The sequence below is a fragment of the Streptomyces sp. NPDC029151 genome (genome assembly GCF_055564315.1).
This window is the reverse complement of sequence record NZ_JBVHWQ010000005.1, coordinates 233924-258054: the sequence shown is the minus strand read 5'-3', so window position 1 is coordinate 258054 and position 24131 is coordinate 233924. Positions and strand designations below refer to the sequence as shown.

Annotated in this window: 23 protein-coding genes; 12 read left to right on the top strand and 11 right to left on the bottom strand. The window is 72.4% G+C overall.

Going from position 1 to position 24131, the window contains the following annotated elements:
• Window positions 1–49 precede the first annotated feature (49 nt).
• The 3 genes from ACZ4VF_RS21020 (at window position 50) to ACZ4VF_RS21010 (ending at window position 1941) form a co-directional block, all read left to right on the top strand.
• Complete coding sequence (locus ACZ4VF_RS21020; RefSeq protein ID WP_467927668.1) at window positions 50–442, top strand: MerR family transcriptional regulator; 393 nt, start codon at window positions 50–52, stop codon at window positions 440–442.
• A gap of 471 nt (window positions 443–913) precedes the next feature.
• On the top strand, window positions 914–1342 hold the full coding sequence (locus tag ACZ4VF_RS21015) for a hypothetical protein (protein ID WP_467927667.1): 429 nt from the start codon (window positions 914–916) through the stop codon (window positions 1340–1342).
• Window positions 1339–1941: a dihydrofolate reductase family protein gene (locus ACZ4VF_RS21010; protein WP_467927666.1), complete on the top strand. Its 603-nt coding sequence runs from the start codon at window positions 1339–1341 to the stop codon at window positions 1939–1941. Before ACZ4VF_RS21015 ends, ACZ4VF_RS21010 begins: the two co-directional genes overlap by 4 nt.
• 481 nt (window positions 1942–2422) lie before the next feature.
• Here the strand turns inward: ACZ4VF_RS21010 and ACZ4VF_RS21005 are convergent, their stop codons facing one another.
• A complete protein-coding gene (locus ACZ4VF_RS21005) occupies window positions 2423–2743 on the bottom strand; it encodes a hypothetical protein (protein WP_467927664.1) in 321 nt (106 codons plus the stop codon).
• Between the two features lie 245 nt (window positions 2744–2988).
• A complete protein-coding gene (arr, locus tag ACZ4VF_RS21000; RefSeq protein ID WP_467927662.1) occupies window positions 2989–3417 on the bottom strand; it encodes an NAD(+)--rifampin ADP-ribosyltransferase in 429 nt (142 codons plus the stop codon).
• A 229-nt stretch (window positions 3418–3646) separates the two neighbouring features.
• Between arr and ACZ4VF_RS20995 the strand changes: the two genes are divergently transcribed.
• The gene (locus tag ACZ4VF_RS20995; RefSeq protein ID WP_467927990.1) at window positions 3647–4366 is read left to right on the top strand and encodes a hypothetical protein; all 720 of its coding nucleotides are present in this window, start codon (window positions 3647–3649) and stop codon (window positions 4364–4366) included.
• Between the two features lie 23 nt (window positions 4367–4389).
• Here ACZ4VF_RS20995 and ACZ4VF_RS20990 read toward each other — a convergent pair whose 3' ends face one another.
• On the bottom strand, window positions 4390–5658 hold the full coding sequence (locus ACZ4VF_RS20990; protein WP_467927661.1) for an MFS transporter: 1269 nt from the start codon (window positions 5656–5658) through the stop codon (window positions 4390–4392).
• A 250-nt stretch (window positions 5659–5908) separates the two neighbouring features.
• Window positions 5909–6685, bottom strand: coding sequence for a DeoR/GlpR family DNA-binding transcription regulator (locus tag ACZ4VF_RS20985; RefSeq protein WP_467927660.1), 777 nt, complete (start codon window positions 6683–6685; stop codon window positions 5909–5911).
• Between the two features lie 247 nt (window positions 6686–6932).
• Between ACZ4VF_RS20985 and ACZ4VF_RS20980 the strand changes: the two genes are divergently transcribed.
• The 5 genes from ACZ4VF_RS20980 to ACZ4VF_RS20960 all read left to right on the top strand — a co-directional run bounded on the left by ACZ4VF_RS20980 (window position 6933) and on the right by ACZ4VF_RS20960 (window position 12474).
• On the top strand, window positions 6933–8444 hold the full coding sequence (locus ACZ4VF_RS20980) for an FGGY family carbohydrate kinase (protein ID WP_467927659.1): 1512 nt from the start codon (window positions 6933–6935) through the stop codon (window positions 8442–8444).
• Window positions 8437–9960, top strand: coding sequence for an FGGY-family carbohydrate kinase (locus tag ACZ4VF_RS20975; protein WP_467927657.1), 1524 nt, complete (start codon window positions 8437–8439; stop codon window positions 9958–9960). The genes ACZ4VF_RS20980 and ACZ4VF_RS20975 overlap by 8 nt, the downstream gene beginning before the upstream one ends.
• Window positions 9957–10577 (top strand): histidine phosphatase family protein, encoded by a 621-nt coding sequence (locus tag ACZ4VF_RS20970; protein ID WP_467927656.1) that lies wholly within the window; start codon window positions 9957–9959, stop codon window positions 10575–10577. The genes ACZ4VF_RS20975 and ACZ4VF_RS20970 overlap by 4 nt, the downstream gene beginning before the upstream one ends.
• A gap of 17 nt (window positions 10578–10594) precedes the next feature.
• The gene (locus ACZ4VF_RS20965) at window positions 10595–11656 is read left to right on the top strand and encodes a 2-hydroxyacid dehydrogenase (protein WP_467927654.1); all 1062 of its coding nucleotides are present in this window, start codon (window positions 10595–10597) and stop codon (window positions 11654–11656) included.
• A gap of 350 nt (window positions 11657–12006) precedes the next feature.
• Window positions 12007–12474 (top strand): hypothetical protein, encoded by a 468-nt coding sequence (locus ACZ4VF_RS20960; RefSeq protein WP_467927653.1) that lies wholly within the window; start codon window positions 12007–12009, stop codon window positions 12472–12474.
• A gap of 62 nt (window positions 12475–12536) precedes the next feature.
• Here ACZ4VF_RS20960 and ACZ4VF_RS20955 read toward each other — a convergent pair whose 3' ends face one another.
• From ACZ4VF_RS20955 to ACZ4VF_RS20930, 6 genes are all read right to left on the bottom strand, one after another.
• Complete coding sequence (locus ACZ4VF_RS20955; protein ID WP_467927651.1) at window positions 12537–12911, bottom strand: hypothetical protein; 375 nt, start codon at window positions 12909–12911, stop codon at window positions 12537–12539.
• Between the two features lie 408 nt (window positions 12912–13319).
• Entirely contained in the window at window positions 13320–13658 is a 339-nt protein-coding gene (locus tag ACZ4VF_RS20950; protein WP_467927650.1) for an STAS domain-containing protein, read from the bottom strand.
• Window positions 13655–14974, bottom strand: a complete 1320-nt coding sequence (locus ACZ4VF_RS20945; protein ID WP_467927989.1) for a PP2C family protein-serine/threonine phosphatase — start codon at window positions 14972–14974, stop codon at window positions 13655–13657. Before ACZ4VF_RS20945 ends, ACZ4VF_RS20950 begins: the two co-directional genes overlap by 4 nt.
• Before the next feature lie 2 nt (window positions 14975–14976).
• The gene (locus tag ACZ4VF_RS20940) at window positions 14977–15777 is read right to left on the bottom strand and encodes an alpha/beta fold hydrolase (RefSeq protein WP_467927648.1); all 801 of its coding nucleotides are present in this window, start codon (window positions 15775–15777) and stop codon (window positions 14977–14979) included.
• A gap of 303 nt (window positions 15778–16080) precedes the next feature.
• Window positions 16081–17172: a DUF1996 domain-containing protein gene (locus ACZ4VF_RS20935; protein WP_467927647.1), complete on the bottom strand. Its 1092-nt coding sequence runs from the start codon at window positions 17170–17172 to the stop codon at window positions 16081–16083.
• Between the two features lie 136 nt (window positions 17173–17308).
• The gene (locus ACZ4VF_RS20930; protein WP_467927645.1) at window positions 17309–19471 is read right to left on the bottom strand and encodes a discoidin domain-containing protein; all 2163 of its coding nucleotides are present in this window, start codon (window positions 19469–19471) and stop codon (window positions 17309–17311) included.
• A gap of 587 nt (window positions 19472–20058) precedes the next feature.
• Here ACZ4VF_RS20930 and ACZ4VF_RS20925 point away from each other — a divergent pair.
• On the top strand, window positions 20059–21246 hold the full coding sequence (locus tag ACZ4VF_RS20925) for an NAD(P)/FAD-dependent oxidoreductase (RefSeq protein WP_467927644.1): 1188 nt from the start codon (window positions 20059–20061) through the stop codon (window positions 21244–21246).
• Between the two features lie 91 nt (window positions 21247–21337).
• Complete coding sequence (locus ACZ4VF_RS20920) at window positions 21338–22234, top strand: RNA polymerase sigma-70 factor (RefSeq protein WP_467927642.1); 897 nt, start codon at window positions 21338–21340, stop codon at window positions 22232–22234.
• 66 nt (window positions 22235–22300) lie between these two features.
• On the opposite strand, the gene ACZ4VF_RS20915 is transcribed toward ACZ4VF_RS20920, so the two are convergent.
• Window positions 22301–22588 (bottom strand): hypothetical protein, encoded by a 288-nt coding sequence (locus ACZ4VF_RS20915; protein WP_467927641.1) that lies wholly within the window; start codon window positions 22586–22588, stop codon window positions 22301–22303.
• Window positions 22589–22888: 300 nt separating this feature from the next.
• Between ACZ4VF_RS20915 and ACZ4VF_RS20910 the strand changes: the two genes are divergently transcribed.
• The gene (locus tag ACZ4VF_RS20910) at window positions 22889–23734 is read left to right on the top strand and encodes an RNA polymerase sigma factor SigF (RefSeq protein ID WP_467927640.1); all 846 of its coding nucleotides are present in this window, start codon (window positions 22889–22891) and stop codon (window positions 23732–23734) included.
• The last annotated feature ends 397 nt before the right edge of the window (window positions 23735–24131 follow it).

The following is a 24131-nucleotide window of genomic DNA, read 5'->3' as shown; positions in this document are numbered from 1 at the left end:
CTAAAGTCTCACATCGGTGTGAGAGTCAATCGAGTGAGGTGCAGGTCACGTGCGCATCGGGGAGATGGTCCGCCGCACCAGGGTCAGCGAGCGGCTGCTGCGCTACTACGAGGAGCAGGGGCTGCTGGCGCCGACGAGGCTGCCGAGCGGCTACCGCGTCTACAGCGACGCCGACGTGGACACCGTCCGGCGTATCCGCACCCTGCTCGCCGCGGGACTGCCGACAGCCCTCATCGGCCGGGTCCTGCCGTGCGTCCGTGACGACAGTCCGGCCCTCGTACCGGTGTGCCCGGACCTGGTGGCGGAGCTGCGCCGCGAACGCGAGCGCATCACCCGCGCGATCAACGACCTGCAGGCGTCACGGAGCGTGCTGGACACGGTCATCGCCGCCGGGCCGGACGACGCCGATCCGGCGATCCCTCAGCCGGTGTCACAGGGCTGACACCGCCCGGCGCCCGTCGGGATCCGCAGAGGCATTCCTGGCCGCACCGGCCGATCCCGGCTCGCCGGCGGCGGGTGAGCCTGCCGGCGGAACGACCCTCCGCTCGGCCGGGGTTGCCGCTCAACCGGCCCAGGCCCGCCGGCCGCAGACGACCGAGCACCCGCAGCCGCTCGCACGCGCCGGCACCGGGACCTCCCAGCGCATCGGCCGGCCTCCTGTCTGCGTCCTTCGGTCCGCCGCCCTGCGTCAACCGGCGGCCGCGGTCGGCCGATTCGCCGACCCCGCGGACCAGGCGGGCGGCGGCACGCGAGCGCGGCACGACCGACAGGGGCGCGCCCTGGACGCGGAGCGGCTCGCCGCCCGGGAAGCGGGGTGGGCGGACGGCCCGTCCTTCGCCCTCCACCGCTCGCTGACGGGGAGTCCCGGGCGCGTCCGGCGCCGTTCGATCGAGCCCGCCCTGCCGGCCCGCTGGTGGACCCCCGACGACCCGCGCGGTCGCGGATTCGGTCTTCGAGCCACGACCGGCGACGGATCGTCCAGGCGTACCGCGATGCCGAGGAGGCCGAGAGCTCGGACCTGGTCGTCGGACGCGCGCGGGGCGTCGTCGCCGACCTCCTTCCGGGCGAGCACCTCGTCTGCCGCCTGCTCCCCCTGCTGGCCGACGGCCGTCCCGTGTTCACCGCACACGTCCGCACGGACCTGCGGAGCACGGGGACGGGCACCGGCCTCGACGTCCACCGGCGCATCACCGACAGCACCGTCGGCACCGCGGACGTCGTCGCCGGTATCGTGACCGGCTCCGGCCGGAGCCTGGGCGAACTCGCGGTTGTTCACCGCGAGCACGCGCACCATGAGCACGCGCACGACACAGACAGCACCGACACGAGGAGCACGGGATGACCCAGCAGAGTCGCGGTCGCCGCATCGTCACCAACATGGCTCTCTCCCTCGACGGCCGCTACGCCGCTCCGGACGACCCGCTGGACATGAGCTGGGTGATGCCCTACGCCGTGACCGACGTCGCCCGCGACCACCTGACGAGCCTGCACCGGACGGCGACGACGGCTCTGCTCGGCCGCGTCAACGCCGAGGGCTTCCTCGGTTTCTGGCCCACCGTCATCGGCATGGAAGGTGCCGACCCGCGCGACGAGGCCTTCGCGAAGTGGCTCGTCGACACCGACAAGGTCGTCCTGTCCTCCACTCTCGACCAGGCACCCTGGGACCGGACGACGATCGTCGACAAGCCCACCGTCGAGGTCGTCGCCGGCCTCAAGGCCACCGAGGGCGGTGACGTCCTCGTCCTGTCCAGTGCGAGCGTCATCAAGGCACTGCTGGCAGCCGACCAGGTCGACCGGTTGGCCCTCACCGTCTTCCCGGTCCTCCTCGGCGGCGGACCCCGCCTCTTCGAGGACGGCCTGCCCGCCGGCAAGTGGACGCTCGTCAGCCAGGCCGCGGGCGAGCACGGGACGCTGTCTCTCGTCTACGACCGTCTACGCTGAGCTACGACCGTCCGCTGAACCCGGGGTCCAACAGACCGGCCCCCGGGTCCGGCGGCGGTGAAGCCCAGCTGGTGGGAGAGGAAACGCACCGCGCACCGCCGTACGCCCACGAATGGTGCCGCCACCTCCCTCCCGCGCCTCTGCCGCCGAGCACGAGGGCCGAGTTCCGCACCCGGCAGCCACCCGGAGCCGTGGAAACACTCGCGTCCCGGGTGCCCGGGGGAGGGGCGGGCTGCCGCCCGCCCGGGAACACCCGCGCCCCCTGCGGGCGGATGGACGACGTGGACGCAGGCAGGGGCCGGGGCGGTGCACCCACTGGCGGACATGCTGTTCACCTTCCTCGGTTGCCGGTGTCCCGTGTCGGCGGTCCGTATGACCACTGACGACGCCGGTAGACCAGGGCGAGCGCACTCCCGCCGAGTGGACGCATGGTGTCGGTGCCGTGCCGTGGTACCCGGTCCAGCACCGGCCAGGCCGGTGTTCAGGCTTCGTCGCTGAGGGCGAGGCGGCCGTCGGTGAGCCGCCAGTGGCGCTGGTGCGGGGTCGACCGCCAGGTCTCGCCGGCAGCGGCCGCCCGCGTGATCCAGTCGCGCAGTTGCGGGAGGGCTTGCGCTCGGAGGACGGCGCGGGTGACGGCTCGGTCAGCGGCATCCACGGGGTGGACGTCCACGCGGAAGCCGACCGTCTCCGGGTGGATTCCGCGACCGTGGTTGCGGGGGTCGGGAGCGATCCATGCCGCGCCCAGGACAATGGCCCCGCTGTCATGGCCCGTGAGGAACCGCAGGTCCGTGACGCGACTCATGTGAGGGCCGAGACACGCCTCGATGTCGGTGGTGGTCAACGGCCAGGCACGGTGTCGGGGCAGTCTTCGATTTCGGGCGGGCATGGCAGACAGGATCGCAGAGGGCCGGCGGTCGGCCGTCTCGGGTTGTCGCGGTGGCCCGCTCCGGCGGGGACGGCCCGCTGCCGGGGCGAGGGCGGCGGGCGGAGTCCCCGGCGACCGGCGAGAGGTCCGGCTGCCGGCTTCCGCGGTACCGGCGGCCCTTGTCAGTCCAGGATCGTGGCCTTGCCGCGGCGGCGAAGGTCGGCCAGCCCGTTCCGCATGGCCTCGATCTGCTCGGGGGAGTGCCCGACCCATGACGTGAGCTCCGACACGACGCGCACCGGCTCGCGTGTGCGATAGGAACGGGTGGGATTGCCGGGGAACTTCTTGTCGGTGACGTTGGGGTCGTCCTCCAGATCACCGGTCGGCTCCACCACGTAGATCCGCCCCGGTCCTTCGCCGACCGCGAGCTCGGCACCCCATGCGGCGGCGTCCAGGGTCTCCGAGACGTAGACGTGGCGGGACGTGCGTCCTGCCTCGTAGTTGGACGCGTAGCCGGGGGTCAGCAGGTCACCCGGCGCGAGGTCCGCCTTCGTACCGTGCAGGTAGGTTCCTGCCTCGTACACCTGGAAGGGGACGGGGCTGCTGGTCATGGGCTACTCCTTCGGCCTGGTGCGCGCAACGACAGGGAACATGATGCGCACACGAACAGACCTGCGGCACCGGCACCGTGCGCCACCTCCGAGGGTGCGTGGCCGGCCGGGCGGCGTGCCGCGAGCGGGACGGGCGGCCGGGACCACCCCGAAGCGTGGCCCGTCGGGGCACCGAAGTGGGTGGTGGCCGGCGGAAATCGTTCGACGGGCCTGGCCGGGGCGGGCGATGATGCGCACTGTGACGACGAGGAAGCAGGACCTGATCCGGGCCGCGGCCCGCAACAACGCCGAGTGGTGCGCGTCGATGAGCCGATCGCACGGCGTGACGGGCGATTTCGGAGCGGAGGCCTGGGCTGTCCCGGCCCGGCCGCCGCTGTACCACCCCGACGCGGTGACCCTGGTACCGGGAGCCGATGCCGGCGCGTTGGTGGACCGGATCGACACCGCTGCCGCCGGTGCCTCTGTCAAGGACAGCTTCGCCGACCTCGACCTGACGGCGGCCGGTTTCAAGGTGCTGTTCGACGCGGAGTGGATCCATCGTCCGGCGGGCGCGCCGCCCGCCTCACCGGATCTCTCCTGGGACGTGGCCGGGGACCGGGACGCGTTGCGGGCCTGGGCCCTCGCCTGGGACGACGGGGACGGCCAAGCCGACCTCTTCCGGCCCGAACTGCTCGACGACCCGGCCACGTCCGTGCTCGTCGGACGGTCCGCCGACGGCCTGGTGGCCGCCGGTGCGGTGGCGAGCCGCAGCGACGACGTGGTGGGAATCTCCAACGTCTTCGCGGTCGAGGGCGGCGCCGACCGGGCCTGGCCGGTGGTGCTGGACGCAGTGCACCGGCTGTTCCCGACCCTGCCCGTGGTGGGCTACGAACACGGCGCGGACCTGGACGCCGCTGTCCGCCACGGCTTCGAGGCGCTCGGTCCGCTGCGGGTCTGGCTGCATGGGTAGGTGACCCGGCGCGGAGCCGGGTCCTACGCCGCCGACTGCCGCGCGGCGACCGTGCCCGCGGACGAGGCCGCCGCCTCCCGAGGCAGCGTCAGGAACGCCGTCAGCACAGCGCTCGCCGCGTACAGCAGGGCGAAGATCCACATGACGCCCTTGACGCCGAGGGGACCGAGGAAGAGCCCGACGACGGCCGGTCCCAGGAACGTGCTGACGCCGGCGCCGAGGTTGAGGGCCGACAGGGCCTGCCCCTTGTGCCGGGGTGCCATCGACGGCATGAGTGCCGACAGCGGCACATAGCCGGCGAGTGTCGCGCCGAAGAGGCTCACCAGCAGCAGCGCGAGCGGGTAGTTGTGGCCGGCGGCCACGGTCCCGTAGTACAGCAGCAGGGTCGTCACCGCGCAGCCCACGCCGCCGCACCAGGCGACGGTGCGCCGCCAGCCGATGCGGTCGCCGACGACACCGAAGAGCAGGTTGAAGAAGATGTTCGTGGCGAACATCGCCGACAGCAGTCGCAGCCACTGGGCGAGCGAGAAGCCGAGGGTGTCGGTGAAGAACGCCGGCAGGAAGACCAGGAAGCCGAACTGCGCGGCCGTGTTGATCGCCCGCACCACGGCCCCGGCACCGATCCGTGGGTCGCGCCAGACGATGGCGAGGGAGCCGACCAGGGTCGCCACGGGACGTTCACCGGCCGGGGCGAGCCGGGAGCGGCCCACCGGTTCGCGGACCAGCAGCAGGGCGATGAGCCCGCCGGCGACCACCAGCGCCAGCGAGAGCCACAGGGTGCGGTAGGCGCCCATCCACGGCACCGCGAAGCTGGCCAGGAGCGAGCCCAGCGTGGGCAGTCCGCCGGTGAACGCGAACCAGAACCAGCCCACGGCCGAACCCAGCCGGCGCGGCGGTGTCACGGCCGTCACCCAGATCAGGAAGCCGTAGGCGAAGAGCGGATAGCCGAAGCCGCGCAGGCCGTACGCCGTGAGGAGCAGGCCCACGTTGTGGGCGGGGATCGCGACCGCGAGGAAGAAGACCTGCAGCGCCGTCCAGACGCAGAGTCCGAGCAGCATGACGCGGCGCGGACCCCAGAGGTCGGAGAGGGCGCCGGAGAACCACGCGGCGATGCTCGCCGTCACCCCGTACACGGTGAACAGCACGGCCACCTGGCCGCGGGGGAATCCCTCGTCGACGAGGTACGGCGACAGATATCCGGATTCGACGCCGTCACCGATCATGAATATGAGGACGCCGAGAAATCCCCAGGCAAGCGTCCTGGGAATTCCGATGCGATCGAGGTTCAGCACGTCTCGTCACCTTTTCGGGGCTGAGCGGAACGGAATGCCGCGAGTGGTGACGATGAAAAGAGCCGTGCCGGAGTCCGTCAATCCGCCGGTGGGAACACCTCGTGGGGCACGGGGGCCGTCGCGTGAAGTCGTCCGTCGAACGGGAGAGGGGCGAGCACGTCGGCGCTGGTCAGGGGCGGGAGCTGGGGTGATGTCCGCGCCGGGTGCCGGGTGAAGTCCGCGTGATGTTCACGTGACGCGTGGCGGCCGGTCAGCCGGCCACCACCCGCACCGCCACGCCCTGCTCGCGCAGCCGGCGCACCTCCGTCGCCGGGGCCGCGTCGTCCACGAGGATCAGGTCGAAGTCGGTGAGCGGGGCCAGCGCGTACAGCCCCTGGTTGGCGAACTTCGTGTGGTCGATGAGCAGCACCCGGCGGGCCGCGGCCGCCATCATCGCGCGCTTGACCTGCACGGTTTCCGGAGACATGTGGTAGCAGCGGCCGGCGGTGACGGCCGTGGTGGACATGAACAGCACGTCCGCGCGGAACGCCTCCACGCCGGCCGCCGTGTGCGGGCCCATGAAGGCGTCGTACGCCGGGAAGTAGGCGCCGCCGAGGGCGACCAGTGCCACTCCGGGTTCGCGGGCGAGGGTGGAGATGGCGGGCAGGGAGTTGGTGATGACGGTGACCGGCGTGTGCGCGGGCAGGTGCTGGGTGAGGGCGAGACAGGTGGTGGAGTCGTCGACCATGACCACCTGGCCCGGCGCCAGCTCCTCCGCGGCCGCCCCCGCCAGACGCCGCTTGACCTGGGCCATGGCCCGCATGCGCTCGCCGACGCTGCCGTGGAACTGGGTGGAGGGCAGACAGCTCGCGCCGCCGCGCACCTTGCGCAGCCAGCCCTGCGCCTGCAGCGCGTCCAGGTCGCGGTGGATGGTCATGACGCTGACGTCGAACTCCGCGGCGAGGTCGGCGGTCCGCACGAACCCCTTGCCGGTGACGAGCTCGCGCACCCGGCGCCGCCGGTCGTGCTGGGCGTCCTCGCGGTCCATGACGTCGGCCTCCATGCGAACTCGCCGTGCGAAACGCACACGAACATAACACGGAGTTCGGCCACCTCACGGGCCCCGCAGCCGGTGGCACACGGCTCCTCGAGGGCGTTTCGGCCGCATCTCGCCGGTACTTCACACCGGTCGCCCCCTCCGTCGCGGGATATGCGCGGTGAGTAATTGACGGGGCTTCTCCCGCGGGCTTCCCTGAGGGTGTCGCCGGAGCAACGAAGGGACAGGGAGTGCAGCCATGTCGGTACTGACCGTCGACGTCGGCACGTCCGTCATCAAATCCGTGGTGTTCGACGATCGAGGTCGGGAATTGGCGGTGTCCCGCATCGGCACCGAGGTGCTGAGGCCGCATCCCGGCTGGGCCGAGCAGGACATGGAGGCCGTCTGGAACGCGGTCGTGTCCACGGTGCGCGGCGCGCTCGCCCAGCTGGAGGCACGTGATCCGGTGCGGCTGGTCGCGTTCACCGCGCAGGGCGACGGCTGCTGGCTGGTCGACGGCGACGGCCGCCCGACCGGGCCCGCGGTCCTGTGGTCCGACGGGCGGGCCGGCGACCTGCTGGCACGCTGGCAGCAGGACGGCGTGCTGGAGAACGCGTTCCGCCGCAACGGCTCGCTGACCTGCGCGGGCATGCCGAACGCGGTCCTCGCCTGGCTCGCGCGGCACGACCCGGGGCGGCTGGAGCGCTCGCGGACCGCCCTCACCGCCGCGGGCTGGCTGTTCCTCAAGCTCACCGGCGTCACGGCGATCGACCCCTCGGACGCCTCCGCTCCGTTCCTCGACCACGCCACCGGCGACTACGACCCCGCGGTCATCGACCTGTTCGGCCTGGACTGGGCGCGGCCGCTGCTGCCCCGGGTCCTCGGCGACGAGGAGCGGATCGCCGAGATCACCCACCACGCGGCGGGCGAGCTGGGGCTGCCGGCCGGTCTGCCGGTCGTCATGGCGCCGTACGACATCGCGGCCACCGCGCGCGGTGCGGGCGTCGTGGAGAGCGGGCAGGCGTGCGCGATCCTCGGCACCACGCTGTGCACGGAGATCGTGCGCGGCTCGGTGGACACCTCCGGTGAGCCGTGCGGCATCACCATCGCCTACGACGGTCCCGAGCGGGTGCTGCGCGCCTTCCCGACGCTGTCCGGTACGGAGGTGCTGGACTGGGCGTGCCGGACGCTGGGTGTGGAGGGTCCGGGGGCGCTCGGCGACCTGGCGTTCTCGGCCGAGCCGGGTGCGCGGGGGCTGGCGTTCCTGCCGTACCTGTCGCCGGCGGGGGAGCGGGCGCCGTTCCTCGATCCCCGCGCACGGGGGGCGTTCTGGGGGCTGTCGCTCACGCACACGCCGGCCGATCTGGCCCGGGCGGTGTTCGAGGGGCTGACGCTGGTGCTCCGGGACTGCCTGCACGCGTCGGGGACGCGGGTGCGCGAACTCCGGCTGTGCGGGGGCGGCGCGGCCAGCGACCGCTGGTGCCGGCTCATCGCCGACGTCACCGGGGTGCCCACCGCCCGCAGCACCGACACCGAGCTGGGCGCCAAGGGCGCCTTCCTGACGGGTCTGGTGCTCACCGGCGCCGTACGCGACATGCGCGAGGCCGTCGACGGATGTGTGCGGATGGGCCCGGCCTGGGAACCCGACCCCGGGCGCGCCGCCCTGTACGACGAGCTGTACGCGGCGCATCTGACCTGGCGGGAAGCGGCCCGCGGCCTCGGCTGGACGACCGCCGCCACGCACCGCGCCCCGGAGGCCACCCATGTCTGACGCTCTCTCGTCCGACGCCGTCCACCTCGGCCTCGACCTGGGCACCCAGAGCGCCCGCGCGGTCGCCGTCGACGGCACCGGACGGGTCGTCGGCGCCGCCTCCCGCCCGCTCGCCGGCCGCCGTGACGGGCCCCGCCACGAGCAGGACCCCGCGCAGTGGTGGTCCGCGCTGAGCACCGCCTGCCGCGCGGCCCTCGACGGCGTGGAGGCCGGCCGGGTGCGGGACGTCGCCGTGGACGCCACCTCCGGGACGATCCTCCTCGCCGCCCCCGACGGCACCCCGCTGACCGCGGGCCTGATGTACGACGACGGGCGCGCCGCCGACTGCGCGGACCGTGTCAACGCGGTGGGCGCGCCGGTGTGGGAGCGCCTCGGCTACCGGAGCATGCAGCCCTCCTGGGCACTGCCGAAACTGCTGTGGCTGCTGGAGCACGACCGCCCGCCCGCCGGGGCCCGGCTGCTGCACCAGGCCGACCTGGTGACCTGGCGCCTGGCCGGCCGACAGGTGCCGAGCGACGCGAGCCACGCCCTGAAGACGGGGTACGACCTGCTCGCCGAGTGCTGGCCGGAGCAGGAGCTGTCCGCGCTGGGCGTCCCGGCGGGGCTGTTGCCCGACGTCGTACGCCCCGGCACGGTCGCCGGCGAGGTCTGCGCCGAGGCGGCCGCCGCCACCGGCATTCCGGCCGGCACCCCGATCGTCGCCGGGATGACCGACGGCTGCGCCGCGCAGATCGGCGCGGGCGCGCTGGAGCCCGGCGCCTGGAACGCGGTGCTGGGGACGACGCTCGTGCTCAAGGGCGTCAGCCCGCACCCGGTGCGCGACCCGGCCGGGGTGGTGTACTGCCATCGCGGGCCGGAGGGCACCTGGCTGCCCGGCGGCGCCTCCAGCAGCGGAGCCGGAGTGCTCACCCGCCGCTTCCCCGGCGCCGACCTGCCCGCGCTGACCGCCGAGGCCGCGGCGACGGGACCGAAGGGGTCTCCGCATCCGCTGGGCCCGGCGGGCTCGGCGGCCGTGACCTATCCGCTCGCCGGCGACGGCGGCGAACGCTTCCCCTTCCGCGCCCCGCAGGCCACCGCCTTCACGCTGGGCCGACCGGCGGACACGGCCGAGGAGTTCCACGCGTGCCTGCTCGGTGTGGCCTGCCTGGAACGGCTGTGCTTCGACTACCTCGACCAGCTCGGCGCCCCCGTCTCCGGCCCGTTGCACCTGACCGGCGGCGGCGCCCGGAACCGGTACTGGTCCCAGCTGCGCGCCGATGTCCTCGGCCGCCGGGTGCTGCTGCCGGAACTGGCCGAGAGCGCCGTCGGCATGGCCGTCCTCGCGGCCACCTCGTCCGGGGTCGCCCTGCGGGACGCGGCGGCGGCGATGGTGCGCGTCCGCGAGGAACTCGAACCCGACCCGGAGCGCACGCGGCTGCTGCTGCCCGCCTACCTCGGCTTCGTCGACGAACTGGCCCGCCGGGGATGGCTGGAGGAGCGGGTGGCCGAACACGCCCATGGAAAGGCCCGGACATGACCGACTTCATTCTCGTACGGCACGGGGAGACCACGTGGCACGCGGACAACCGCTACGCCGGCCGCACCGACGTACCGCTGACCGAGCGCGGCCACAAGCAGGCTGCGGCGCTGGGCCGTTGGGCGTCCGGGCAGCACCTGGACGCGGTGCTGTGCTCACCGCTGTCGAGGGCCCGGCTCACCGCCGAGCCCGCGGCCGCCGCCCGCGGCCTGCCGCTGCGCGTGGACGAACGGTTGTACGAGGTGGACTTCGGGCGCGGTGACGGGCTGACCCGCGCCGAGATGGCCGAGTTCTTCCCCGACGAACTGGCCGCGTTCCTCACCGACCCGGTCGCCCACCACCTGCCCGGCGGTGAGGACCCGGCGGCGGCCGCCCGGCGGGGCATCGCCTGCCTGACGGAGGTCGCCGGCGAACTGCCCGACGGGCGCGTCCTCGTCGTCGCCCACTCCACCCTCGTACGCCTCATGCTGTGCGCGCTGCTCGGCATCCCGCTCGCCCGCTACCGGAGCGTGTTCCCCGCGCTGGAGAACGGCGCGCTGACCGAACTGCGGCTGCGCCAGGGCCAGGCCGCGCTGCTGCGGCTCAACGTCCCCGCCCTGCCCACCGACCACCCCTGACCGACCGGAGTACCCGCGTGACCACCACCGTCCTCGCCGCCGGCGACCACTTCGTCCTGCCCGAGCTGCTCGCACGCGAACTGCGCGCCGCCGTGCCCGACCCCGCCGCCCTCGACGTGCGCGAGCTGAAACTACCCTGGCCGCACACGCCGTTCGGGAAGGTCGCCGAGGTCGACGAGGCGTCCGGGACCGAGGAGCAGATGATCGAGGCGCTGCGCGGCGCACGGATCTGCGTGACACAGATGGCACCCCTCACCGAGCGGATCCTTCGGGCCTGCCCGGACCTGGAGCTGTTCTGCGTCAGTCGTGGCGGCCCGGTCAACGCCGACCTGGAGGCGGCCACCCGGCACGGGGTGCGGGTCTGCTACGCACCGGGCCGCAACGCCGTCGCCACCGCCGAGCACACCCTGGCCCTGATCCTCGCGGCCGCCCGCCGGGTCACCGACGTGCACACCGACCTCAAGCGGGCGGTCTGGCGCGGCGACTACTACGACTACGCGAACTGCGGCATCGAGATCGACGGCGCCACGGTGGGCCTGGTCGGCTTCGGCGCGATCGGCTCACGGGTGGCGCGGGTGCTGGCGGCGATGGGCGCGACGGTCCTGGTGCACGACCCGTACGTGGACCCGCGGGCGGTGGACGGCATCGCGGAGCTGGTGCCGCTGGACGAACTCCTGCACCGCTCCCGCATCGTGTCCCTGCACGCACGCGTGACCGACGAGACGCGCGGCATGATCGGCCGCGAGCAGATCGCCGCGATGCCGCCCGGCTCGGTGCTGGTGAACTGCGCGCGGGGCGCGCTGGTGGACTACGACGCGGTGTGCGACGCGCTGGACTCCGGGCAGCTGGCCGGTGCGGGCTTCGACGTGTACCCGACCGAGCCGGTGCCGGCGGGTGCCCGGCTGCTGGCCGCGCCGGGTGTCGTCCTCACGCCGCACATCGCGGGCGCCAGCCGGGAGGTCGCCCACAAGGCGGCCCGGATCGTCGCGGCGGAGGTGGGCCGCCACCTGCGCGGCGAACCGCTCGCCCACTGCGCGAACCCGGCCGCCCGAACCGGCGCTCCCGGGCACGATGGTTGACCCTGGCGTTGAGAAGGAAAGGCGACAGTGCCACGCCCGTGAGCACCGCCCGGGAGCCCATCTGCGGTCTCATCGATGTACCCCGGAGTCGGCATGGGAGGTCGGCCTCCGCATGCCGCGCAGGTGAACGATGCCAACCGCGACGCGCCGTTACTCTGCGTCATTGAGCGATTCCTCCCGTACGACGGATGCCTCGCCGTGACGACCCCGCGCGTCGGTGCGCGTCAAGCCGGCCGACACCGTGGGACGGTCGGGGCGCCGAGCGGCCCACTGCTTGCCCGCGCTGCTACCGGCCCGCGCACGGAGCGGTCGTGCGATTCGGCTGAAGGCCGAGGGGGACTCGGTCGAGCATGATGGGAAGCATTGTGCGCGGTGGCGTCGCCGGCGCCGCCGGGACGACGGTACTGAACGCCGTGACCTACGCCGACATGGCGCTGCGGGGCCGGCCGTCGAGCCAGACCCCGGCCCGGACCGTGGAGAAGATCGCCGGCGACACCGGGCATCCGGTTCCCGGCGCGGGAGAGACCCGGGACAACCGGTTGTCGGGACTGGGTGCGCTGTCCGGCATAGCCGTGGGCTGTGGCATCGGCATGGCCGTCTCGCTGACGCGCGGCGCGGGTGTCCGGCCGCCCTGGTGGTTGGGCGGAGTGGTCACCGGCGCTCTCGCGATGGTGGCGACCGACCTTCCGATGGCACGGCTGGGTGTGAGTGATCCGAAGAGCTGGTCGGCGAAGGACTGGGCGTCCGACGTGGTGCCGCACCTCTTCTACGGACTGACCACGTACGGAGTGCTGGCCGGTTCCGACCGCCGGCCGTAGCCGCCATCGGTTCGGCGTGGGCCCACGAGGTCAGGGTGGCTTACGACCGTATGCGGTCGGGATCATGCGGCGTGGCGGCGGCCGAGCAGGCAGGCGAGGGTCAGCGCGGCCCAGCCCAGGGCGGTGACGGCCGCCCCCGCACGGCGGGTCCGGGTCGGGAGGGAGGAACCGAAGAGCGCGGCGTCGGCTACGTCCGACGCGACACGGACGACCGCTGCCGTGGCCAGAGCCGGCCCCTGAGGGGCGACGGCCATCGCCAGTCCGGTGGCGGCGTCCCGCAACGCCAGTGGACGCACCACCATCGCCGTGTGCGGCCCGACGCGCCCGTTCGGATCCACCAGCCCACACGGGCGGGCCAGCAGACCCGGCCGATACGCGGTCGCGATCCCGTAGGCGAACGTCGCCGTCCCCAGAAGCCTCAAGCGTCCGGTACGCATCGCAGCACCTCCAAGAGCCCCCAGGTGGAGTCCCGGTCCCAGGCGGGTATCCCGCTCGCGGTCACCCAGGCGTCGTTGCCCCCTGTCGATCAGCTCACCGCCTGCCACCGACTCCCTGGGCTCCCGGCCTGGCGACGGGCGCCGCGTCCGCGCAGGCCCGAGCGGTCCGAGCCGGGCGGGAAGACGGTGACGGCCCCACGAACCCGGGCCGATGATCTCGACGGTCCTGCCCCGCAGCCGCGGCCCTGCGCCGACGCCTCGCCGAGAGGCCCGACGCCTCCCCGAGAGGACCCACCTGCTTCCGAGGCGGCGCCGGGGACGGGCACGTCCGACCGTGGCCGCGTGCGGTGACGGTGATGCTCCGGCGCGACGTGACGCCAGGTGACGTCCGGTGCCGCCGGCCAGTGATCAGGAGCGGATCGCGGTGGCGGTGTCGGGATAGACAGGGAAGACCTGGTCGAGTCCGACGATGCGCAGCACGCGCAGCGTGTGGGACGGGACCGCGGAGAGTGCCATGCCGGCCCGGGCGGCCTGGGCGTGGTTGTGTGCGGCGATCAGAGCCGTGATGCCGCTCGAGTCGCAGAATTCCATGCCGGCCAGGTCCAGGACGAGGCGCTGGCCCGGCTGGAGGGTCAGGGCGGTGACCTGGTCACGCAGCTCGGTGGCGTTGCTGTAGTCCAGTTCGCCGGCGATCTCCAGAACGGGACCGGTCACGGCGTCTCGGGTGGTGATCTTCAGTGGGCTCATTCGGGGGTTCTCGTCGTGGGGTGGGTGGGGGCGCCGGCGGTGGCGCCGAGGGCGAGCAGGGCGGTGTCGTCGTCGAGACCGTCACCGAAGCTGTCCAGCAGTCCGGTGAGGGCCTGGACGACGGCGTGCGGGGCCCTTCCGGCGTGACCGGTGGCGAAGGCGAGCAGAGCCTCGTCTCCGTAGAGGCCGGTGCGGTCCTTGCCGGTGCGGGCTTCGGTGAGGCCGTCGGTGTAGAGCAGGAGGGTGTCGCCGGGGCCGAGGACGGTGCCGGCGGTGGTGAAGGGGGCCGCGGGCAGGATGCCGACGAGGAGGCCACCGGGGGTGGGCAGGTAGTCGGCCGTGCCGTCGGCGCGCAGGACGAGCGCGGGGGGATGGCCGCCCGAGGCGAGCCGGACGGCGACCCGCCCGGTCGCGGGGTCCGGTTCGAGCGTGCCGAAGACGGCGGTGCAGTAACGCGGATCGCCGCTGCCGGCGTAGCGCTCGTGCAGCACCTTGTTCAAGGTGGTCAGGGCCGAGACGGGGTCGGGGTCGTGCAGTGCGGCGGCGCGCAGGGTGTACCGGGTCAGAGAGGTGAGCGCGGCGGCCTGGGGGCCCTTGCCGCACACGTCGCCGAGGAAGAAGGCGAACCGTCTGCCGTCGACGGGGAAGACGTCGTAGAAGTCGCCGCCGAGCCGGTCGGGGGAGGCGGTGTGGTAGTGGGCGGCCAGCTCCATGCCCGGCACCTGCGGGAGGGTGTCGGGCAGCAGCGACTGCTGGAGCACGGCGAGGGCGTCCTGCAGCCGGGCCCGGTCGGCCTCCGCCTGCCTGCGCGCCTCCTCGGCCGCCCGGCGACGGCGCAGGAGTTCTTCCTCGTAGGCGCGACGGTCCCGGGCGTCGAAGACGGTGGTGCGGATCAGCAGGGGTTCACCGGTGCTGCCGTGCTTGACCACCGAGGAGACCAGCACCGGCATCCTGTCGCCGTCGACGTGCTTGATGTCGAGGGCGATCCCGCTGATCTCCCCCTGCATCCGCAGCAGCGGCGCGAAATGCGTCTCGTGGTACAGCTTGCCCCCCACGGTCAGCAGGTCGGTGAACCGCATCCGGCCCACCACTGCCTTGCGGTCCAGGCCCAGCCAGTCCAGCAGCGTGGCGTTGATCTTCGCGATGGTGCCGTCCATCAGGGTGGACAGGTAGCCACAGGGCGCGGACTCGTACAATTCCTCGGCGCTGTCCTCCAGCAGCGTGGCGAACGCCGCATCCGGTGTCTTCTCGTCGGCGTCGGCGTCGGCGTCGGCGTCGGCGTCGGGCGGGTCGGGCTGCTGTTCGGTACGGCACATCATCACAACGCCGCCAGGAACTCTGTGATCGCCCGGTTGGTGGCCTCGGGTGCGGACAGGTGGGGGCAGTGCCCTGTGGCATCCAGAGTGACCAGCGTCGAGCCGGGGACCGTCTGGTGGACGAAGGCGCCGACCTCTCGGGGAGCGATGACGTCCTGCGCGCATTCCAGCACCAGCGTCGGAACCGCCACGGTCTTCAGGTCGTCCCGCGTGTCCGACAGGAAGGTGGTCCGCGCGAAGACACGCGCCATGTCCGGGTCGGTGGCGCAGAAGCTGTTCTTGAGTTCCTCGCCGAGTTCGGGTCGCTCGGGATTCCCCATGATCATCGGTGCCATCGCCGCCGACCAGCCGAGATAGTTCGCCTCCAGCGACTCGAGCAGCTCGTCGATGTCCTCGGCGCTGAAGCCGCCCCGGTAGCCGTCGCAGTCGATGTACCGCGGAGACGGCGCCACCATCACCAGCGCGCCGATCCGCTCCGCTGCCCTGTCGGCGGCCAGCACGCCGATCATCGCGCTGACCGAATGACCCACGAACACCGCGTCGCGCAGGTCCAGCGCTTCACACACCTCCACCACATCGGCGGCGTATCCGTCCAGACGGGAGTACCGGTCCTCCGAGAAGGCGGACGCGTCGGAGCGGCCCGAGCCGACGTAGTCGAACAGCACGACCCGGTGGTCCCGGACCAGCGCGGGGACCGTGAGCCGCCACATGTTCTGGTCACAGCCGAACCCATGGGCCAGCACCACCGTGCGTCCCTCGGGGTTGCCGGTGACAGTGACGTTGTTCCTGCGGACGACATCCATCCCGCCAGTCTCTCAGGTCGCGACCGCTGCTCCGGCTCCGCTCCGGAACACCCCAGGTCCCGCCCGCCACCTCCACATAGGGCCACGGTCAGGGGGAAGCGTGCAGCGTGGGCGGTCCATCACAAGCAGTCACTGCGAGCTGCGCGCCGGGCGGCGGACTCGTCCCTCCGCGCACGACGCCGGAGCCGACCGGGACCCGGCCGGTTCCCTGGACAACAGGCCCGGTCGGCCCCCCGGAAGAAAGCGGGCCCGGCCGGGCCGCACCGTAGCGGGCCCGGCCGGGCCGAGGGGCGGGGCCGGAGGTCAGGGCAGCCGGTAGTCCGTGTTCAGGGCCGCCCCCGCTTCCGGGTGTGTCTGGTCGTAGCCGCGGGCGTCGCACTGGAGGCCGCCCACGATGCAGTGGTCGACCAGGGCCTTGAGCGTGCGTTCCTCCCAGGCGTTGAAGAAGTCGTAGTGGAAGGAGTAGCCGCGCCCGCTCGCCAGGTGTACCTGGGACATGTCGCCGTTCACCGGGAAGGCCATCTTGAACTCGATCATCGGCAGCGCGACCGGATGGTCGGCGGGGCACATGTTGTCGTTGGTTCCGGGCTTGACGACCGGGTAGGCCATGTGGCTCTTGTGGTCCGGTGTGTCGAGGTACGTGCCGTCCCAGCAACTGGGCGCCTGGAAACGGATGTTCAGTTGCACGTCGGCCCGGTCGGGGCAGCGCGTGGGGATGTCGGTGTTGAAGTAGCTGTCGCCGCACTCCCAGCCCTCGACGAAACCGCGGTGGTGGCGGAACTGGTCGGCGCTCTGCATCGGATCGCCCACCACGAACCGCAGGCCCCTGGGGAAGGGCCGCACACTGGTGTAGTCGGTGACGCCGGCCTTGTAGTAGATCGTCTGCGGGCCGACGGGCAGGATCTTCTGGTCGCCCTTGTACAGCGAGGGCATCCAGTACCCCGAGGCGTCGGCGGGCGCCTTGCAGGTGGTGGCGCCGCCGTACAGGGAGGCCGTGGTGCTGCCCGCGTCGGTCGACGTGTTGCCCATGAAGGTGTGGTCGTGGGACTGGCCGGGGCGGCCCGGGTAGACGATCGGGTCGTCCGCAGCGGTGTGCGTGACCGAGCAGTTGGCCTGGAACTCGTGGAAGTAGCGCGGTGGCGGAGTGTTCGTGGACGGCGTCACGCCGGTGACCTGCGGCACGGCCGGTATGTAGCCGTCGCCGTCCGGGTCGTCGCCGGACGCCTGGCCGGACACGGCCGTCGGGTGCCCGGTGTGCCCGGTGTGCGCGATCGCAGCGGCCGGGACCTCGCGGATGTCACCGGTGGCGGAGGCGAGGGTGCCGACGCCGAGGGCGCCGGCGAGGAGGGCGGTGCCGAGGAGGAGTGCGGCGAGCCGTCGCGGACTCGATTTCATGGGAGTCTCCTGCCTGTTGGGGTGGGAAGAGGCGTCCGCGTCACGCGGTGCGTGCCGCGGAGGGTGTGACCCGTGCGGTGCGGTGAGCAGAGGCGCCGCGGAGGACCCGTCGGCGTCGTGGCCCGGGGGGCGGCCGTCAGCCGTAGATCCCCAGTTCGTGGAGGGAGTAGCCCCAGCCCGTGCCGCGTGCCGTCAGCTGGAGGCGCACGTAACGGCCGGTGGCCGACACGTCGAAGGTGTCGACGTCACCGTCCCCGGCGGTCGTGGAGTACACCGGGCGCCAGGTGCTCGCGTCGTCGGACACCCGCACCTCGTAGGACTTGGCGTAGGCGGGGTCCCAGACGAGCTGCAGCCTGCGCAGGGCCTTCACGGAGCCGAGGTCGACCTGGAACCACTGGGGATCGCTCCAGTCGCCGGCCCAGCGGGTGTCGGTACGGCCGTCGACGGCGAGCGCCGGGGGGCAGGGGCAGTCGCCGTAGGACTGCTGGAAGGAGGAGGCGGTGGCGGGCCGGTTCAGCGCGAGGTCGGTCCCGCTCACCGGCGGGGCGACGACCTTGACGGACTCGGTCTCGATGCCGGCGTTGCCGTGTCCGTCCTCGGCCTGTACGTAGACCTTCCACACGCCGAGTTCCCGGGGAGCGGTGACGGTGAAGTTCCCGTTCCCGGTCGGGCGCCACTGCGCCTCGACGAGTCGCTTGTCGCCGTTGGCGTAGTTGCCGCTGAGGAACAGCTTGTACGTGACCGCGTCACCATCCGGGTCACGGACGTCGGCGTGCACGGTGAACTCGCCGCCGGCCGGTGCGGAGGAGGCCGGGGACACGGTCATGCCGGTGACGACCGGGGGCGTGTTCCCCCCGGACGCCGAGCCGGTGTACGCCTTCTTGACGGCGTAGTACGACAGCCGCTTCAGCCCGTCGGGTACGAGGTTGAACCAGACGCCGCCGAAGTCGTGTTCGGTGCCGTAGTGGAACAAGGTGGCACCCAGGGCCACCCCCGGGTGGCCGGTGACGCAGTTCCAGGCCCTGGTGTACCCGTCCGCCTTCTGCACGTCGGTCGGCTCGTCGGGAACGCCGTTGGCGTCGTCGGGCACCTCCCACTCGCCGGCCGGTCCGGTCTCGGTGATGATGTACGGCTTGGTGTACCCCCCGTCGGTCCAGTCCTGACGGACCTTGCACACGTTGCCGTACGAGTTCATCGCGTACAGGTCGAGGTCGGGCGCGTTGCGCTTGTAGTACGGCCAGGCGCCGGTCCACGCGTCGGTGGACGTGACGGGGTGGTCCGGATCGATGCCGTGGATCTTCCTGGCGACGTCGTTGACGAAGCGGGTGTAGGCGTTGCGCTGCGCCTCCAGGTCCGCTCCGCCGTAGCAGTTCTGCAACCCGAGGACCGACTCGTTGCCGACGTTCCACATCAGCGTCGCCGGATGGCTCTTATAGGTGTCGACCCACTTGGCGAACTCGGTGAGCACGGTGTTCTTGTAGGCGCTGTCGTTCACGTAGTCGACGCAGCCCCCGGCGCCCGGTCCGCCGCCGGGCTGGAGCCAGAAGCCGTTGATCACACGGATCCCGTTGGACGCGGCGGCGTCCAGCAGTGCCTTGCTGGAGCCGTCGGTGCCCCAGGTGCGGATCGTGTTGGCGCCCATGGCCCTGACGCCCGGGAGGTAGCGGGGGGCGTCGGAGACCGCCGGACCCCAGGTGACTCCCTTGACGGTGTACGGCTGGCCGCCCACGGTCAGACGCCAGTCGCCCTGACCGCCCTCGACCTTCACGGCGCCCGCGGCGGGCGGCGGAGTGCTGCCGCCGGGGGAGCCGTAGACCCGGAACTCCCACAGCGAGTACCCGTATCCGCCGGACCGGGCCAGGCCCTGCATCCGGACGTAGCGGCCGGTCCCGGAGACGGCGAGGTCGTCGGTGCCGCCGTCACCGCCGCCCACCTTCGTCAAGGTGCGCCAGTCGTCGCCGTTGTCGGACGCCTGTATCTCGTAGTCCTTGCCGTAGGCCGACTCCCAGGTCAGGACCACGCGGCTGAGGTTCGACACCTGGCCCAGGTCGACCTGGAGCCACTGCTGGTCGCTCCACCGGCTGGCCCACCGGGTTGCGGTGAGGTCGCCGTCCACGGCGGCGGCCGCCGCGTAACCGTCGCCTTCCTCCGAGGAGGCGGTGGCGGGCCTGCCCTGGGACAGGAGCGCGTCGGCGGCTCGCGCGCGGGGGGCGAACGCGACGGTGAACGAGGAGGCGAGGAGGGCACCGAGGGCGATGAAGGACACGGCCGAGCGGCGGAGGAGGGGGCCGGCGGTCACACGGCGAGGGAGAGGGGCGGGGGAAGCCGGTCTGGACAACGGGCGCTCCTGTCGGATTCGGGGCCGCCGGGGCAGGACGTGACGCCGGAGGGGCCGTACTCCTCGGTCCCGCCTCGACCGGCCGACGGCGGTGTGGGGTGCGTCGGCCGCGCTCCGGGGAGGAGGCCGTCATGTGCGCGTGGTACGGGAGTTGCGGCCCCCCGGGCGGCGAGCCGGGGCGTGGTGGTGCGGCCCCGGGACCCGAGGGGGGGTTGCCGATGCGTGCCGGGGGCGACGCGGTGCGGAGAGCGCTCCTGGGAACCATGCCCGGCGGTGATGCAGGGGTCAAGCGGTTGGACGGGCTTTCCTTTCATCTTTACTTAAGTTGATGCCTCTGCGTTCGCCGCTCCGGTCGGGGTCACGCCCACGTCGGCCACGAGAGCCCGAAACTCGTCGGACCGGGCGGAGCTGCGTCCTTCCCGGGCTGGGCTCGTGGCTCGCCTCGGAACGGGCTGCCGGCGGCGAGCCGCTCGCATGTGCCCCGCGCTGTCACAGGAGCCGGTGATCCGGTGTCTTCATGCTGAACGTCCATGAGAGAAGGGGACACCGTGAGCGGGAACATCGAGGTGGTCGTGGCCGGTGGCGGATACGCGGGGGTTCTGGCGGCCAACCGCCTGACCCGGAGCCGTGACGTGGCGGTGACTCTGGTCAACCCGCGTTCCGTCTTCGTCGAGCGTGTACGACTGCACCAGGTGGCGGGAGGATCCCACGAGGGTGTCGTCGACTACCGCCGGATACTGGGTCCGCGAGTGAGGCTGGTCGTCGACACCGTGAGCCGGATCGACGCCGGCGGGCGGCGCCTGGCGCTGGCGAGCGGTGGCACGGTCGGCTACGACCATCTGATCTACGCGGTGGGCAGTGGCAGTGCCGCACCGCGCGTGCCCGGGGCAGCCGAGTTCGCCTACCCGGTCGCCACTCTGGAGGAGGCGCGGCGCCTGAGGGAAGCCGTCGGGGCCGCGCCCGCGTCGGCGGCCGTCACGGTGGTGGGCGGCGGATCGACCGGGATCGAGGTCGCCGCCGAACTGGCGGAGCAGGGCCGCCGGGTGACGCTGGTGTGCGGCGGTGTGCTCGGCCCGTACCTGCACCCGCGGGTTCGGCGTGCGGTGGCCGGACGTCTGGCCAGGCTCGGTGTGACCGTACTCGCAGGACCCGACGCGAAGGTCACGGCGGTGACTCCCGAAGCCGTCCGCCTCGGTGACGACACCTCGCTGCCCAGCACCGTGACCATCTGGACCACTGGGTTCGGCGTACCGGACCTGGCCGCCCGCAGCGGACTGACCACGGATGCCTCCGGGCGGCTGCTCACCGACGAGACTCTGACGAGCGTGGACGACGCGCGCATCGTCGCGGCCGGAGACGCGGCGGCACCGTCGGGCAGGCCGCTGCGGATGAGTTGCCAGACCGCGCGTCCGCTGGGCGCCCACGCGGCCGACACCGTGCTGGCGCGTATCTCCGGCGGGGAGCCCGCGGCCATCGACGTGGGGTACTTCGGCCAGTGCATCGCCCTGGGCCGGCGTGCCGCCACCGTGCAGCTCGCCGCCAAGGACGACACCGCGAACAAGTACTCCATCGGCGGCCGTCTCGCGGCCTTCATCAAGGAGCGCGCGTGCCAGGGCGTCGTGAAGGAGCTGGTGGACGAGGCACGCACACCCGGTTCGTTCAGCTGGCAGTTCAAGGACGCCGGACGCCGCGGGCTGCTGCGCGACGGGCAGCGTGCTACGCCGGCGGCTCCCTGAACACCGACGCCCGATCGCAGGAAGACTGATCCGGCCCACGCTGAGACGGCCGCGCATGGCCAGGGCCCACCGCTGAGGAGAGACGAAAGACATGAGTGACCACGCCACCGACGCGGCCACCGATGCGTTCATCGTCCACCGGAACCTGCTGTTCACCGTCGCCTACGAGATGCTGGGATCCGCGGCCGACGCCGAAGACGTCCTCCAGGAGACCTGGTTGCGATGGAGCGGGACCGACGTGGACACGGTACGAGACCAGCGTGCCTACCTGGTCCGGATCACGACCCGCCAGTCGCTGAACCGGCTGCGCACCCTGACGCGTCGTAAGGAGGACTACGTCGGCCCATGGCTGCCGGAGCCCCTGCTGACCGCGCCGGACGTCGCCGAGGACGTCGAACTCGCCGAAAGCGTGTCGATGGCGCTCATGTTGGTCCTGGAGACGCTCTCACCGACGGAACGCGCCGTCTTCGTGCTGCGTGAGGTCTTCGACGTCGGCTACGACGACATCGCCGCAGCGGTCGACAAGAGCGCTGCCGCGGTACGGCAGATCGCGCACCGGGCCCGTCGGCACATCGACGCCCGGCGTCCCCGCTCCGTGGTCTCGGTGAGCGAGAGCCGGGCCGTGCTGGAATCGTTCCGGCGAGCGCTGGAGGGCAGGGACCTCCAAGGGCTGCTGGACGTGCTCGCGCCCGACATCGTCGTCCTCAATGACGGCGGCGGCATCAGGCACGCCGCGCTGCGGCCGGTCGTCGGCGCCGAGAAGGTACTCCGTTTCCTGGCCGGCGGCCTCGGCAAGACGGATGCCGTCATCGCTGTCGACCCGACCATGGTCAACGGCAGCCCCGGGCTCCTCTTCCGGCTCGACGGCGAGATCGACGGCATCATGGCGGCCTGTGTGGGGAACGGCCGTATCACCAGCCTCTATTACGTCCGCAACCCGCAGAAACTCACGAGGGCCACCGCCGAAACGCCTCTCACCCTGCGATGAACCCACCGGCGCTCCGCGGCGACGGTCCCTTCAGGCGAGGGCGACGGGCCGGGCACCCCCTCGTCCTCACCGGTCGGGGTGCAGCAGGGCCAGCTGATCCTTGACCCAGGGGTCGAACACCGCCAGCCGGTGGGCGGCCGAGGGGTAGAAGGTCGCCAGCTGGTCGGCGATCCACGGATCCGTGGGCTGCCGGGCACCGCCGTGGTGGTCGGCGCCGACCGTGGCGCCGACCACCCGGTGATGTTCACCCGCTCCCGGGGCAGCCGCGATCGCGGAGCTGCCGCCGCCCAGTACAACGCCTCCGGCGATCGCGGCACACACGCCCGCGCTCGCGATCCATCGCGTCACCTTCATGCTCATCTCCTTCTTGCTCGGCCCGCCGAGCGCGACCGCCGAGAGCGGTCACCGCGCGGCACGGGCCGTACAGCGTTCCGGAAGCATTTGTTCCGGTTGGGGTGCCTACCCCCACGCGTGTCTCGTACACCCCTGTCGCCGGGTGCACGGTGCCGGAACGGTGACGAGCCGGGCACGGCGGTCGGGCAGGCGGCACGCTCGTCTTCCATCCGTGTGCATGACCTGTGAATGCCGGGGTAGACGCGCGGTCGTCAGCCCGAGGCACGCCGGTAGCGTGCAGTGACAGGGGAGGGAAGCATCATGGCGACAGTGGCTGCGGCGAAGACGGACGCGGAGGTGGCCGGCCCACCGGAGGTCGTCGAACCCTCCCAGGTGGCGCCGAAGGACGCCCGGCAGCTGACGCGTCTGTTCTTCGACCGTCTGGCGGTGCTGGAGGAGGGCACGCCCGAGTACCAGTGCGCGCGGAACACGCTGATCGAGATGAACATGTCCCTGGTCCGCTACGCGGCCGGCCGGTTCCGCAGCCGTGGTCCGGAGGAGATGGAGGACATCGTCCAGGTCGGCATGATCGGCCTGATCAAGGCGATCGACCGGTTCGAGCTGTCGAGGGAGGTGGAGTTCACCTCCTTCGCCATCCCCTACATCGTCGGCGAGATCAAGCGCTTCTTCCGCGACACCACCTGGGCCGTCCACGTGCCGCGCCGCCTGCAGGAAGCCCGGGTCCAACTGGCCCGCGCCACCGAAGAGCTCCGCAGCCGGCTGGGCCGCACGCCCACGGTGAAGGAGCTGTCGGAGCTGATGAGCCTGTCCGAGGACGAGGTGATCGAAGCCCGACTGGCCGCCAACGGCTACAACTCCTCCTCGCTGGACGCCGCGATCAACGCCAGCGAGGACGGCGAGAGCGCCCTGCAGGACTTCATCGGCGCGGAGGACGGCGCCCTGGAGCTGGTGGAGGACTTCCACTCCCTGGCCCCGCTGATCGCGGGACTCGACGAGAGGGACCGGCAGATCATCCACATGCGGTTCGTGGAGGAACTCACCCAGGCCCAGATCGGCGAACGCCTCGGCGTGTCCCAGATGCACGTCTCCCGTCTGCTCACGCGCTGCCTGGCCCGGTTGCGCGAAGGCCTGCTGACCACGAGCTGAGCGGGCTGCGCGAGAAGAGTCCGGACGAAGCCCGCCGCGTCTCGCGGCGGGCTTCGCCAGGTCACGGCGCGGCTCAGGCATGGGCGGCGCGGCACCGGCGGGGACGGTCACGAGGCAGGCGCTGCCGGCCTGCTCCGCCGGCACGCTGCCGTGCCCGGCACAGGTGATGATCACCCCGTCGGTCTCACCCTGACTTCCCGCGCTTCGCGCTTGCGCCGGAAGGGCGTGAGCCTTCGCTTGGTCCGGCGGCCGGGAGGGCGCGAGCCTTCGCTTGGTCCGGCGGCCGGGAGGGCGCGAGCCTCCGCTTGGTCCGGCGGCCGGGAGGGCGCGAGCCTCCGCTTGGTCCGGCGGCCGGGAGGGCGCGAGCCTCCGCTTGGTCCGGCGGCCGGGAGGGCGC

Bases quoted from the DNA above. Each gene is read 5' to 3' on its own strand.
- ACZ4VF_RS20995 (WP_467927990.1), top strand. From the start codon at position 3,647: ATGCGCACTGTGACGACGAGGAAGCAGGACCTGATCCGGGCCGCGGCC.
- ACZ4VF_RS20935 (WP_467927647.1), bottom strand. From the start codon at position 17,172: ATGAAATCGAGTCCGCGACGGCTCGCCGCACTCCTCCTCGGCACCGCC.
- ACZ4VF_RS21005 (WP_467927664.1), bottom strand. From the start codon at position 2,743: ATGAGTCGCGTCACGGACCTGCGGTTCCTCACGGGCCATGACAGCGGG.
- ACZ4VF_RS20920 (WP_467927642.1), top strand. From the start codon at position 21,338: ATGAGTGACCACGCCACCGACGCGGCCACCGATGCGTTCATCGTCCAC.
- ACZ4VF_RS20915 (WP_467927641.1), bottom strand. From the start codon at position 22,588: ATGAAGGTGACGCGATGGATCGCGAGCGCGGGCGTGTGTGCCGCGATC.
- ACZ4VF_RS20955 (WP_467927651.1), bottom strand. From the start codon at position 12,911: ATGCGTACCGGACGCTTGAGGCTTCTGGGGACGGCGACGTTCGCCTAC.
- ACZ4VF_RS21010 (WP_467927666.1), top strand. From the start codon at position 1,339: ATGACCCAGCAGAGTCGCGGTCGCCGCATCGTCACCAACATGGCTCTC.
- ACZ4VF_RS20985 (WP_467927660.1), bottom strand. From the start codon at position 6,685: ATGGACCGCGAGGACGCCCAGCACGACCGGCGGCGCCGGGTGCGCGAG.
- arr (WP_467927662.1), bottom strand. From the start codon at position 3,417: ATGACCAGCAGCCCCGTCCCCTTCCAGGTGTACGAGGCAGGAACCTAC.
- ACZ4VF_RS20975 (WP_467927657.1), top strand. From the start codon at position 8,437: ATGTCTGACGCTCTCTCGTCCGACGCCGTCCACCTCGGCCTCGACCTG.
- ACZ4VF_RS20950 (WP_467927650.1), bottom strand. From the start codon at position 13,658: ATGAGCCCACTGAAGATCACCACCCGAGACGCCGTGACCGGTCCCGTT.
- ACZ4VF_RS20970 (WP_467927656.1), top strand. From the start codon at position 9,957: ATGACCGACTTCATTCTCGTACGGCACGGGGAGACCACGTGGCACGCG.
- ACZ4VF_RS20940 (WP_467927648.1), bottom strand. From the start codon at position 15,777: ATGGATGTCGTCCGCAGGAACAACGTCACTGTCACCGGCAACCCCGAG.
- ACZ4VF_RS20980 (WP_467927659.1), top strand. From the start codon at position 6,933: ATGTCGGTACTGACCGTCGACGTCGGCACGTCCGTCATCAAATCCGTG.
- ACZ4VF_RS20945 (WP_467927989.1), bottom strand. From the start codon at position 14,974: ATGTGCCGTACCGAACAGCAGCCCGACCCGCCCGACGCCGACGCCGAC.
- ACZ4VF_RS20910 (WP_467927640.1), top strand. From the start codon at position 22,889: ATGGCGACAGTGGCTGCGGCGAAGACGGACGCGGAGGTGGCCGGCCCA.
- ACZ4VF_RS20960 (WP_467927653.1), top strand. From the start codon at position 12,007: ATGATGGGAAGCATTGTGCGCGGTGGCGTCGCCGGCGCCGCCGGGACG.